Source organism: Hydrogenophaga sp., from assembly GCF_041913525.1.
Classification (GTDB): domain Bacteria; phylum Pseudomonadota; class Gammaproteobacteria; order Burkholderiales; family Burkholderiaceae_C; genus Hydrogenophaga.
Genome location: NZ_JAYSFD010000001.1, coordinates 296,719 through 309,415, shown reverse-complemented (window position 1 = coordinate 309,415; position 12,697 = coordinate 296,719). Strand labels below are relative to the sequence as shown.

At 69.1% G+C, this 12,697-nt stretch carries 9 protein-coding genes; 7 read left to right on the top strand and 2 right to left on the bottom strand.

Features of this window, described 5'->3' with window-relative positions; translation table 11 throughout:
• The first annotated feature begins 8 nt into the window (after positions 1–8).
• Genes ntrB through cobA form a run of 7 tightly spaced genes read left to right on the top strand, consistent with a single transcriptional unit; the run spans position 9 to position 9,200 of the window.
• Entirely contained in the window at positions 9–917 is a 909-nt protein-coding gene (gene ntrB / locus ACE3RQ_RS01520; RefSeq protein ID WP_374519211.1) for a nitrate ABC transporter permease, read from the top strand.
• Positions 914–1,717, top strand: coding sequence for an ABC transporter ATP-binding protein (locus ACE3RQ_RS01515; protein WP_374519209.1), 804 nt, complete (start codon positions 914–916; stop codon positions 1,715–1,717). Before ntrB ends, ACE3RQ_RS01515 begins: the two co-directional genes overlap by 4 nt.
• Positions 1,718–1,757: 40 nt before the next feature.
• Positions 1,758–4,241, top strand: a complete 2,484-nt coding sequence (gene nirB, locus ACE3RQ_RS01510) for a nitrite reductase large subunit NirB (RefSeq protein WP_374519677.1) — start codon at positions 1,758–1,760, stop codon at positions 4,239–4,241.
• Entirely contained in the window at positions 4,238–4,651 is a 414-nt protein-coding gene (gene nirD / locus ACE3RQ_RS01505; protein WP_374519207.1) for a nitrite reductase small subunit NirD, read from the top strand. Before nirB ends, nirD begins: the two co-directional genes overlap by 4 nt.
• Before the next feature lie 6 nt (positions 4,652–4,657).
• The gene (locus tag ACE3RQ_RS01500) at positions 4,658–7,474 is read left to right on the top strand and encodes a molybdopterin-dependent oxidoreductase (protein WP_374519205.1); all 2,817 of its coding nucleotides are present in this window, start codon (positions 4,658–4,660) and stop codon (positions 7,472–7,474) included.
• Between the two features lie 36 nt (positions 7,475–7,510).
• On the top strand, positions 7,511–8,419 hold the full coding sequence (gene ybiB, locus ACE3RQ_RS01495; RefSeq protein WP_374519203.1) for a DNA-binding protein YbiB: 909 nt from the start codon (positions 7,511–7,513) through the stop codon (positions 8,417–8,419).
• The gene (gene cobA, locus ACE3RQ_RS01490) at positions 8,412–9,200 is read left to right on the top strand and encodes a uroporphyrinogen-III C-methyltransferase (protein WP_374519201.1); all 789 of its coding nucleotides are present in this window, start codon (positions 8,412–8,414) and stop codon (positions 9,198–9,200) included. Before ybiB ends, cobA begins: the two co-directional genes overlap by 8 nt.
• 12 nt (positions 9,201–9,212) lie before the next feature.
• Here cobA and ACE3RQ_RS01485 read toward each other — a convergent pair whose 3' ends face one another.
• Together ACE3RQ_RS01485 and ACE3RQ_RS01480 are read right to left on the bottom strand one after the other, a co-directional pair.
• Positions 9,213–12,113, bottom strand: coding sequence for a hypothetical protein (locus ACE3RQ_RS01485; RefSeq protein WP_374519199.1), 2,901 nt, complete (start codon positions 12,111–12,113; stop codon positions 9,213–9,215).
• Between the two features lie 7 nt (positions 12,114–12,120).
• Positions 12,121–12,624 (bottom strand): CesT family type III secretion system chaperone, encoded by a 504-nt coding sequence (locus ACE3RQ_RS01480; protein ID WP_374519197.1) that lies wholly within the window; start codon positions 12,622–12,624, stop codon positions 12,121–12,123.
• Positions 12,625–12,697 lie beyond the last annotated feature (73 nt).

Genomic DNA, 12,697 nt, shown 5'->3' with positions numbered 1-12,697 from the left:
AGCACACCATGGTCAGCGCCGTTTTTCACACCCCCCTTCCCGCCCACGCCGAGGCAGCCCCCGTGCGGGCTGAGCATACCCCGGTTCGGACTGAGCCTATTGAAGCCCCGCGCACCACCGCTCGCCTGCCTTTTGACTGGCGCGCTTTGTGGCTTCGCGTGGTGCCCCCCCTTCTTGGCCTGGGCCTGCTGGTGCTGCTCTGGCAATTGGTCGCCCAGTCCACCGGCAGCGGCATTCCCTCGCCCGCCTTCACCTGGGACGCGGCGGTGAAGCTGTTTAGTGACCCCTTCTATTCCAACGGCCCGAACGACCAGGGCATTGGCTGGAACGTGCTGTCCTCGCTGCAGCGCGTGGGCATGGGCTTTGGCATGGCGGCCCTGGTGGGCATACCGGCGGGCTTCCTGATCGGGCGCTTTCGCTTTCTCTCGCGCATGTTCAACCCGCTGATCAGCCTGCTGCGCCCGGTCTCGCCGCTGGCCTGGCTGCCCATCGGCCTGCTGGTGTTCAAGGGCGCCAACCCGGCGGCCATCTGGACCATCTTCATCTGCTCGATCTGGCCCATGGTCATCAACACCGCCGTGGGCGTGCAGCGCGTGCCGCAGGACTACCTGAACGTGGCGCGGGTGCTGAACCTGAGCGAGTGGAAGGTGATCACCAAGATCCTGCTGCCCGCCGTGCTGCCCTACATGCTCACTGGCGTGCGCCTGGCCGTGGGCACGGCCTGGCTGGTGATCGTGGCGGCCGAGATGCTGACCGGCGGCGTGGGCATCGGCTTCTGGGTGTGGGACGAGTGGAACAACCTCAACGTGGCCCACATCATCATCGCGATCTTCACCATTGGCCTCGTCGGCCTGGTGCTGGAGTTCGCGCTCGTCCAACTGGCCACGGCCTTCACCTACGAAGAGGTCAAGTCATGAGCACGACCAAGTACATCGAGATTCAAGGCGTGGCGCAAACCTTCAAGACGAGCAAGGGCGCGTTTCCCGCGCTGCGCGACATCCACCTCACAGTGGCCAAGGGCGAGTTCGTCGCGCTGATCGGGCACTCGGGCTGCGGCAAGTCCACGCTGCTGAACCTGATCGCCGGCCTGACCACGCCCACACAAGGCACGCTGCTGTGCGCCAACCGCGAGATCGCCGGCCCCGGCCCCGAGCGCGCGGTGGTGTTCCAGAACCACTCGCTGCTGCCCTGGCTCACCTGCTTCGAGAACGTGTACCTGGCGGTCGAGCGCGTGTTCGGCGCCCGCGAGAACCGCGCCCAGTTGCGCGCGCGCACCGACGCCGCCCTGGCCCTGGTGGGGCTGGGCCACGCCGCGCAGAAGCGCCCGGGCGAAATCTCGGGTGGCATGAAGCAGCGCGTGGGCATTGCCCGCGCCCTGTCGATGGAGCCGCAGGTGCTGCTGATGGACGAGCCCTTCGGCGCGCTGGACGCGCTCACCCGCGCCAAGCTGCAAGACGAGCTGCTGGACATCGTGGCGCGCACCCAGAGCACGGTGGTGATGGTCACGCACGACGTGGACGAGGCGGTGCTGCTGTCCGACCGCATCGTGATGATGACCAACGGCCCGGCCGCCACCATCGGCGAGGTGCTCACGGTGGACCTGCCACGCCCGCGCCAGCGCGTGGCGCTGGCCGATGACCCGCGCTACCAGCAGTGCCGCAAGGCAGTGATCGATTTTCTGTACACGCGGCAAGGCCACGTGGAAAAAGCCGCCTGAGGAGACAGCCATGGACATGCGAGTCAATCCCAAGGCCAAGATGCCCAAGATGCGATTGGTGCTGGTGGGCAACGGCATGGCCGGTGTGCGCGCGCTGGAAGAGCTGCTCAAGCTGGCGCCCGACCTGTACGACATCACCGTCTTCGGCAGCGAGCCGCACCCCAACTACAACCGCATCCTGCTCTCGCCGGTGCTGGCCGGTGAGCAGACGCTGGACGAGATCGTGCTCAACGACTGGGCCTGGTACCGCGACCACGGCATCGCCCTGCACGCCGGCTGCACCGTCACGCGCATCGACCGCGTGCGCCGGGTGGTGGTGGCCCGCGATGCCCAGGGCCAGGAGATGGAGGCCGGTTACGACCGCCTGGTGCTGGCCACCGGCTCCCACCCCTTCATGCTGCCCGTGCCGGGCAAAGACCTGCCCGGCGTGCTGGCCTACCGCGACATCGCCGACACGCAGGCCATGATCGACGCCGCCGCGCGCCACCGCCACGCGGTGGTCATTGGCGGCGGGCTGCTGGGCCTGGAAGCGGCCAACGGCCTGATGAAGCGCGGCATGGACGTGACGGTGGTGCACGTGGCGCCCTGGCTAATGGAGCGCCAGCTCGACGAGCATGCCGGGCGATTGCTGCAGCAGTCGCTGCAGGCGCGTGGCATGAAGTTCCTGATGGGTGCGCAGACCGAGGCCCTGCTCGGCGAAGACCGCGTGCGCCTGGTGCGCTTCAAGGACGGGCGGGAAACCCCGGCCGACCTGGTGGTGATGGCCGTGGGCATCCGGCCCAACACGGCACTGGCCGAATCGGCCGGGCTGCACGTGAACCGCGGCGTCGTGGTGAGCGACACGCTGCAGACCGTGACCGACCCGCGCATCTACGCCGTGGGCGAATGCGCCGCGCACCGGGGCGTGGCCTATGGGCTGGTGGCGCCGCTGTTCGAGCAAGGCAAGGTCTTGGCCAACCACCTGGCGGAGTTCGGCATTGGCCGCTACACCGGCTCGCAGACCTCGACCAAGCTGAAGGTGACCGGCATCGATCTGTTCTCCGCCGGCCATTTCATGGGCGGCGACGGCACCGAGACCATCGTCATGAGCGACCCTGGCGCGGGCATCTACAAGAAGCTGGTGCTCAAGAACGACCAGCTCGTGGGCGCCTGCCTGTATGGCGACACGGTGGACGGCAGTTGGTACTTCAAGCTGCTGCGCGAGGGGCGCAACGTGTCCGACCTGCGCGACCGCCTGATGTTTGGCGAGCACTTCAGCACCAGCGCCATCGGCGACGTGGGCCACCAGGGCCAGAGCAAGGCCGCGGCCATGGCCGACAGCGACGAGGTGTGCGGCTGCAATGGCGTGAACAAGGGCAGCATCTGCAAGGCGATTCGCGACAAGGGCCTGTTCACGCTCGACGAGGTGCGCAAGCACACCAAGGCCAGTGCGAGCTGCGGCTCGTGCACCGGCCTGGTCGAACAGATCCTGATGGCCACGGCGGGCGGCGACTACTCGGCCACGCCCAAGCTCAAGGCCATCTGTGGCTGCAGCGAGCACGGCCACCAGGCGGTGCGCGACGCGATCCGCGACCAGCACTGGACCACCCGCGCCGAGGTGTTCACCGGCCTGGGCTGGCGCAGCGCCGACGGCTGCGCCACCTGCCGCCCGGCCATCAACTACTACCTCATCAGCACCTGGCCCAAAGAGGCTCGAGACGACCCGCAAAGCCGCTTCGTGAACGAGCGCATGCACGCCAACATCCAGAAAGACGGCACCTACAGCGTGGTGCCGCGCATGTGGGGCGGCGAGACCACGGCGGCCGAGCTGCGGCGCATTGCCGACGTGGTGGACAAGTACCGCATCCCCACGGTGAAGGTCACCGGTGGCCAGCGCATCGACCTGCTGGGCGTGAAGAAGGAAGACCTGCCGGCGGTGTGGCGCGACATCGGCATGCCCAGCGGCCACGCCTACGCCAAGGCCCTGCGCACGGTGAAGACCTGCGTGGGCAGCGAGTGGTGCCGCATGGGCACGCAAGACAGCACCCAGCTGGGCAAAGACCTGGAGCGCGCCATGTGGCGCATGTACGCCCCGCACAAGGTGAAGTTCGCCGTGAGCGGCTGCCCGCGCAACTGCGCCGAGGCCGGCATCAAGGACGTGGGCATCGTGGGCGTGGACAGCGGCTGGGAGATGTACGTGGCCGGCAACGGCGGCATCAAGACCGAGGTGGCGCAGTTCCTGGTGAAGCTCAAGACCGCCGAAGAAGTGATGGAGCACACCGGCGCCTTCATGCAGCTCTACCGGCTCGAGGGCTGGTACCTGGAGCGCACGGTGCACTACGTGGCCCGTGTGGGGCTGGACCACATCAAGCGCCGCATCGTTGACGACGCCGAGGGCCGCCGCGCGCTGTGGGCGCAACTGCAGGCCGCGCTCGACGGCGAACCCGACCCCTGGTTCGAGCACCAGGCCGCCGCGGTGGACACCCGCCAGTACATCCCCATTCAGCCGGTTTCATCCGGCCACACCGAAGGGAGCGCCGCATGAACGCCTCGACACCCGAGTGGATCGCTATCTGCGCCGTCACCGACATTCCCGTGCTGGGCTCGCGCACCGTGCCGCGCGCCCAGGGCCTGGACGTGGCGCTGTTTCGCACCCCCGATGACCAGGTCTTCGCCCTGCTCGACCGCTGCCCCCACAAGGGCGGCCCGCTGAGCCAGGGCATCGTGTTCGGCCAGCGCGTGGCCTGCCCCCTGCACAACTGGACCATCGGCCTGAACGACGGCCAGGCGCAGGCGCCCGACCAGGGCTGCACGCCGCGCTTCGCGGTGCGGGTGGCCAACGGCCAGGTGCTGCTGAACGCACACGAGCTGGCCACCCTGGGCCTGAACCTGAGCCGTCCCGTGGCCGGCCCCGCTCGCCGCGCCGCACCCTGCCCTTCCACCGCCCACCCCTGACGCGCCATGGCCACCCTCGACACCCGCCACACCCGTTCCACCTGCCCCTATTGCGGCGTGGGCTGCGGCGTGATCATCGAGTCGCAAGGTGAGCAGATCACCGGCGTGCGCGGCGACCCCGAGCACCCGGCCAACCGGGGCCGGCTGTGCTCAAAAGGGCAGACCCTGCACCTGAGTGCCGCCCCCCACATCGGCGCGCAAACCCGGCTGCTGCAGCCCCTGCACCGCGCCACGCGCGGCGCCACGCCGCAGCCGTTGGGCTGGGACGCCGCGCTCACCCTGGCCACCGAGCGCGTGGCCCATGCGGTGCGCCAGCATGGCCCCGACGCGGTGGGCTTCTACATCAGCGGCCAGTTGCTCACCGAGGACTACTACGCCTTCAACAAACTGGCCAAGGGCCTGATCGGCACCAACAACATCGACACCAACTCGCGCCTGTGCATGAGCAGCGCCGTGGCCGGCTACAAGCAGACGCTGGGCGCCGACGCGCCCCCGGCCTGCTACGACGACATTGACCACGCGGGTTGCCTGTTCATTGCCGGCAGCAACACCGCCTACGCCCACCCGGTGCTGTTCCGCCGCATCGAGGCCGCCCGCCAGGCCAACCCCACCCTGCGCCTGGTGGTGGTGGACCCCCGCCGCACCGACACCGCCGCCGCGGCCGACCTGCACCTGCCCCTGGCGCCCGGCACCGATGTGATGCTCTTCCATGGCCTGCTGCACATCATGCTGCGCGAGGGCTGGATCGACCGCGACCACATCGCCCGCCACACCACCGGCTTCGACGCCCTGGCCGCCCTGGTGCAAGACTGCCCGCCGGCCCGGGTGGCCCAGGTGTGCGGCCTGCCGCAGGCCGACCTGTTCACCGCCGCGCGCTGGTTCGCCTGGGGCGGGCAAGACACGCCCCCGCCCAGCGGTCGCGCGCCCACGCTGAGCCTGTACTGCCAGGGCCTGAACCAGAGCAGCAGCGGCACCGACAAGAACGCCACCCTCATCGGCCTGCACCTGGCCACCGGCCAGATCGGGCGCCCCGGCGCCGGCCCCTTCTCGCTCACCGGCCAGCCCAACGCCATGGGCGGGCGCGAGGTGGGCGGCCTGGCCAACCTGCTCAGCGCCCACCGCGACCTGGCCAACCCCGCACACCGCGCCGAGGTGGCCGCCCTGTGGGGCGTGCCCAGCGTGCCCGAGCGCCCCGGCCTGAGCGCGGTGGAGATGTTCCAGGCCGCGGCCGACGGGCAAATCCGCGTGCTGTGGATCGCCTGCACCAACCCGGCCCAGTCCATGCCCGACCAGGCCACCGTGCGCCGCGCCCTGGAGCGCGCCGAGTTCGTGGTGGTGCAAGAGGCCTTCGCCCACACCGCCACCGCCGCCCACGCCGACCTGCTGCTGCCCGCCACCACCTGGGGCGAGAAAGACGGCACCGTCACCAACAGCGAACGCTGCATCAGCCGCGTGCGCCCGGCTGTGCCCGCCCCCGGCCAGGCGCGGCACGACTGGCGCATCGCGGTGGACCTGGCCCGGCGCCTGCAGCCCGTGTTGCGACCCGAGTTGCCCGATCTGTTTCCCTTCTCCACACCGCAAGCGATCTGGGAAGAGCACCGCGAGTCCACCCGTGGCCGCGACCTCGACATCACCGGCCTCAGCTACGCCCGCCTGGAACATCTTGGCCCGCAGCCCTGGCCCCTGCCCGAAGGCCAGACCGAGGGCCGGCGCCGCCTGTACACCGACCACCGCTACACCACGCCCGACGGCCGCGCGCGCTTCGTGGCCGCGCCCTACCGCCCCGTCAGCGAGTCTTGCGACGAGCGCTTCCCCTTGGCCCTGACCACCGGCCGCCTGCGCGACCAGTGGCACGGCATGAGCCGCACCGGCACCCTGGGCCGCCTGTTCGGCCACGTGAACGAACCGCAGATCGAACTGAACCCCAGCGACCTGCAGGGCCTGGGTCTGCGCGACGGCGAACTGGTGCGCGTGGCCGGCCACCGGGGCGAGCTGGTGTTGCCCGCCAAGGGCAGCGACGGCGTGTTGCCCGGCCGCGCCTTCACCGCCATGCACTGGGGCAGCGAGTACCTGGGCGGGCGCGGCGCCGACGGCCAGCCGGCCCTGGGCGTGAACACCCTCACCAGCGCCACCGCCTGCCCCCACTCGCGCCAGCCCGAGCTGAAACACGCCGCCGTGCGCGTGGAAGGCGCCAAGCTGCCGTGGCGACTGGTGGCCATGGCCTGGCTGCCCGACGACCGCGCCCTGACCGTGCGCGAGCAACTGCGCGAGCTGATGGCTGCGTTTCCCTTCGCCAGCTGCGTGCCCTTCGGGCGTGAGCGCACCGGCCTGTGTTTTCGCGCGGCCGACCGCGCACCGGCCACCGACGAGCAGCTTCAGCGCATCGAACACCTGCTGGGCCTGGACCGCGCCGACGCGCTGCGTTACGCCGACGCCTCTCGCGGCCAGCGCCGCTGCGCCCTGCTCGACGGCGAGGGAGAACAGCGTCCCCTGCGCGGCTTTCTGCTGGCCGGGCAAGACGAGGCCGAGGCCTGGCTGCGCCCCCTGTTGCTGGACGAAGCCCCCGCCACCGCCCTGGGCTGGCGCCTGCTCATGCCGGGCACCCAGGCACCGGCGGGCCAGCCACCGCGAGGGCGCCAGGTGTGCACTTGCCTGAACGTGTCGGACACCGCCATCCAGGGCCACCTCGCCCAGGCCAGCGGCTCGCCAGACGAACGCCTGGCCTCGCTGCAAGCGGCCTTGCGCTGCGGCACCCAATGCGGCTCTTGCGTGCCCGAGCTGCGCCGCCTGATTGCGGTGGCGCCAGCGCCCGTTTGCTTATAACGGCAAGTCATCAAACTTCGCCCACAATGCCGCCCCATGAGCATTCGGCAGTACCTCAAAGAGATCGGACGCGGCAAGGACGGCGCCCGAGCGCTCAGCCGCGCGCAGGCGGCCGACCTCATGGGCCAGGTGCTGGATGGCCAGGTGGACCCGCTGGCCCTGGGCGCCTTTTGCGCGGCCATGCGCATCAAAGGCGAAACCCCTGAAGAGATGGCCGGCTTCCTGGACGCCACCGAAGCCCGCCTGCACAAGCTGCCCAATGCCGGCGTGCCCACCGCGGTGCTGCCCAGCTACAACGGCGCCCGCAAACTGCCCGTGCTCACGCCGCTGCTGGGCCTGCTGCTGGCGCAACGCGGCGTGGCGGTGGTGGTGCACGGCACGGCCACCGAAGACACCCGCGTGAGCAGTGCCGATGTGTTGGCCGCCCTCGGCCACGCGCCCGCCCCACAGCCCCCTGCGCCGCTTCAGGCCGGCCAACTGGTGTTCGTGCCCACCGGCCAGTTGCACGCTGGCCTGCAGGCGCTGCTGGCGGTGCGCCGCGTGGTGGGCTTGCGCAACAGCGGCCATGCCATGGTGAAGCTCATGAACCCCTGCACCGGCCCGGCCCTGGTGGTGGGCAGCTACACACACCCCGAATACGCCACCAGCATGGCCGCCACCTTCGCGCTGACCGGCGCGCACGCCCTGCTGCTGCGCGGCACCGAAGGCGAGCCGGTGGCCGACCCGCGCCGCCTGCCGCGCCTGCAAGCCTTTCGCGGTGGGCAGATCCAGGAACTGCGCCCAGCCCAAGAGGGTCCATTGACCCAGTTGCCCGATCTGCCCGCACCAGAAGCCAGCGCCACCGCCACCTGGACCCGCGAGGTGCTCGACGGACGGCGCGAAGTGCCGCCCCCAATGGCGCAGCAAGTGGAATGCATCTTGCGAGAACTCGATCACCATGCCTGACACCACCCCCACCCACCCCTTCCGCCCCGGCACCGTCACCCTGGTGGGCGCCGGCCCGGGCGACCCCGAACTGCTCACGCTGAAAGCCGTGCGCGCCATCCAGAGCGCCACCGTGCTGCTGGTGGACGACTTGGTGAACGACGCCGTGCTGGCCCACGCTTCGCCCTCGGCGCGCGTGGTGCACGTGGGCAAGCGCGGCGGCTGCAAGAGCACGCCGCAGGCCTTCATCGAAAAGCTCATGGTGATGGCCGCGCGCGAAGGCGAGGTGGTGGTGCGCCTCAAAGGCGGCGATCCGTTCATCTTTGGTCGTGGCGGCGAAGAGGTGGAGCACCTGCAGGCCCAGGGCATTGCGGTGCAGGTGGTCAACGGCATCACGGCCGGGCTGGCCGGGCTGAGTTCGTTGGGGGTGCCCCTCACCCACCGCGACCACGCGCATGGCGTGGTGTTCATCACCGGCCACGCCAAGCCGGGCGACGCCGGCACCGACTGGCAGGCCCTGGCCGCCACCGCCCACTCGGCCAAGCTCACGCTGGTGATTTACATGGGCGTGTCGCACGCCAGCCAGATCGAGCAAGACCTGCTCACCGGCCTGCCGGCGCACACGCCGCTGGCCATCATTCAGCACGCCAGCCTGCCGCAGCAGCGCCACGCCGTCACCACGCTGGGCCAGCTCAGCGCCACGCTGCAGCGCGAAGGGCTGGGCAGCCCTTCGGTGATCGTGGTGGGCGACGTGCTCAGCGGCTTGGCTGCCCTGGCCCAGCCGGCAGTGCGCAGCGCCTGATCGGGCGCGCGCTCAAAGGCGCGCCTCTTCCAGCGCCAGCGACAGAATCTCGATCGGCTGCCGGTTCACCTCAAGCGGGTTGGACTCCAACTCAATCAGCCCTCCCCCCGCGTCTTGCCCGCCTGCGTTGAGCGCCAGGCGTTCATGCCACCAAAGAATGGCGTCCAGGCATTCCATGCGCTGGTGCCTGGGCGTCAGGGCCAATGGCGCTGGCGAGTGGGGACTGAAGAACCCGTAGCGGTACCCAATGGGCAACACCAGCACGTGCACCAGCGGCTCGTCCGGCGCGCGACGCACCGCCAGGCCAAATGCGCGCAAGGGCCGCAGAGCGCGTCGCATGCCACGGCTCTCGCCGTCCAGTTGCATCTCGCCCAGCGCATCCCAGTGCAGCCGCTGCAAGCGAAGCCGCGCCGCGCGGGGATGGGCGCGGTGAAAGTGGGCCAGCACGTCTGCCCAACATAGGCCAGGCTTGAGCAAAGAGTCACCGTCTTCGTTCTGCACCGAATCCAGCAACCAGGCGTAGGCGTGCTCGGCATCGGCGGCCTGACGCCCCAGCAGCTCCATCGTCACCATGTTGAACGCCGCCAGGCAGGCACTTGGCTCTGGGGGCAAGGCCTTGGCCACCTGGTGGAAATAGGGCCTCACGGCCTCGGCGCCAGGCAAGCTGTCAAAGAAGCGATAGCTGCCGCGGCCTTCCGGCAAGGTCAGCTCTCGCACCCGAAATCCCTCAGCCAGCTTCACCGGGTGGAAAGCGCCCGTGTGGCGGTCCAAGGTGAACAAGGCCAGGCAACCCACCTCATGGGGCGTAAGGTCGCGCAGCACCGGCACCACCTCGCCATCCAACTCCACCGGGTGCCCGGCGATCAGGCTGGCCAACTGCGATAGGGCACGCGACTGAAGCCCCCGCGGGTCGCCCACCCCCGTGCGCAACACCGTCAGCAGGGTGGAGCGGCGTGTGCTCAGGGGCGCCTTGATCAACACGTTCAGCCACTTCACGAACAAGGCCGCCCCAGCGTGGTCGCTCAGTTCCAAGGACTTGGCGGCGAACGACAAGGTATCGCCCAAGCCGTTGAACACGCGGCTGCAGCCGTTGTCGAGCACCTCCAGCAGGCCATCGCGCACCTGCGCGGACGAAAACCCGAAAGGATTGGGCACGTCCTTGGGCGAGATGGACAGGGTGGCGGGGTCCACCTCCCCGGGAAACCAACGCATCAGGAAGACAGAAGCCAGCTCGGTGGGGTCGTCAGAAAACCAGTCGGTGAGCATGAGGTAGAAATCCTCGGTGATCACCCGGGTGACCAAGGTCCGCCCGTCGGCGGGCAGCGGGCACCAGACACTCAAGGCCGTGACCAAAGACGCCCCCAGAATGCCGGCCGCGTCGCGAAACACCTGCTGCCGCCACTTCATCGACTTGGGGACCCCATTCAACTGCAGCAGCGGAAAGAGTGGCCCTGAGCTGCCCGTCTGGAAGGCCTGTCGGACGTACTTGGACACAACGGTCAGGTAGGCCTGCGCGGCCGTGAAAGCGGCCGTGCCACCCCAGCGCAAGGTCTTGGCGTGCACATCCGACACCAGGGTGCCCGCCACCACCGGCCCCAGGGCACTGAGCAAAATGGCCGAAATCTGCCCGGCCTGCATCACCACGGTGCTGAAGCGCCAATGGCGAAACTGTTGCGGCAGTGGGTGACGGCTGCGATGCAGCAGGAAATAGACATACCCGGCCGCCAGCGTGCCTGCGCTCAACACCCCGAAGGCAGCAGCGATCTCCCGGTTGGAATAGCCCGCCTCGCGCATCACGTCAAACAGACTCTCCACCGTCTGCCGGGCAATGCATCGCCCAAGAAAAATGCACACCGGCTTTTGCACCAGAACCGTCAAAGGCACCCCAATGGCGAAGCGCCACGGACGCGCCCTTGGCTGGCGCGCGCCTTCGCGGGCCAGCGACGACAACTGCTCCACCGTGTGCTGCACCGACTCGGGAATGAAGCCCACCGTGCTCTGTTGCGTGGCCTGCAGGCGCTGCTGCACCAGTTGTTCCAGCATGGCCGACCACTGCGCAGCCCCAATGCCGTCGCCGCCTTCGTCTCCCGCCTGGGCTCGGCGATCAAGCCCACCAATCACCGTGCCCAACAGCTCGAAGAGATCGTTTTCGCTGTAGCCGGCCTGCAGCAGATTGCTCACCACGGCCTGTGGCGTGGCCAGAGACGTCTCGCCGATGTTCTGCCACTGGGCCTCGACCCTTTGCTGAAAACACTGCAACTCCACGTCCTGCCAAGCCGACTGGAAGCGCGGATGTCTCTCGCCGTACGCCCGCATCCAGCCCCTGAGTCGCAGGCCCGCCTTGCGCTCGTCTTCGCTGGGCGCGAAACGCCAGCGCTGGGCCAGCGCGAACAAACGGTCGCGGCACAACGCGGGGGAGGCCACGGCGAGGTGATCACGACAAAAATGCTTGAGGGCCTTCTTGGAGGTCAGCTCTCCCTGGGGCACACCCAGGATGGCGTGCACGGCCACCGATGCCCAGGCCTCGTCCAGAACGGTCGGCTCGGCAACCTCATCGGAGGACTCGGCAGTGGCGAATGCCGTGTCGCCGCCTTCTTCTTCCAGGCTCACGATCACGTCGTCTTCCTCCAGGTCAAGCTGGCGGTCGTCGGCTGACGGGGTCGACTGGGCCTCGGCGCGCGGCGACGCGGTTCGAACGGAGGCGCGTTGCACGAAGTCGCTGCTCAAGGACCAAGCGGCGTTCAAGGCGTGTCCCAATTGCCCGGTCACGAAGTTCGCGCCGGCGCTAAATCCCGCCCAGTAGCTGGCGGCCGTGGTGGGCGGCTGCGCCGGCACTTCGATCTCCACACGAATATCGGGGCGCGGGTCGGATTCCCTCACCGAGGAGGACGTGCTTTCACTTTCAAGCTCCATGGTCGTCTCACTCCACCCAGGTGGGGGCCATCTGCCCCGACACAGTTGACTGCCCCTTGCCTGGCATGGGTTCGGGTGGTGCCTGCAGCACCTGCCCCGACACCCAGGCGGCCCGCTGCTCGGCCATCAGCACCATCGAGGTCAGCAAAGACTCGGGGCTCACGCGGTCCAGCGGCAGGCAAGCCACCAAAAGCAAAGCCTCGGTCTGCGGGTGACGCCCCAGCGTCATGTGTCGGTTGCGCGCCAGCAGCAGGTTGATCTCCAGCGCCAGCCGCAACACCGCTAACTCCTGCCCCGGGGCTGGCCGGCACAACTCGGTCTCGACCACGAACTGATCGGCGTCCGTTGTGGGCGAGTAGGTCAGGCACAGGGGCGTCTCCTCAATCGTCACGTTCACCCAGATCGGGCCATCGCCCACCTCGGTCGGTGCTGGCGCATCGGCCCCACACAAGCGACACAAGCCCGCCACCAGCGAAAGGAACTGCGCCGTTCTTTCCTGTTTCTCGTCCATTCCATTTCCCCTCTCACCCACGGCGGGAGCCAGACCGTCCGGCCACCCTTGCCCCGCGAGCACCGGGCAGTGT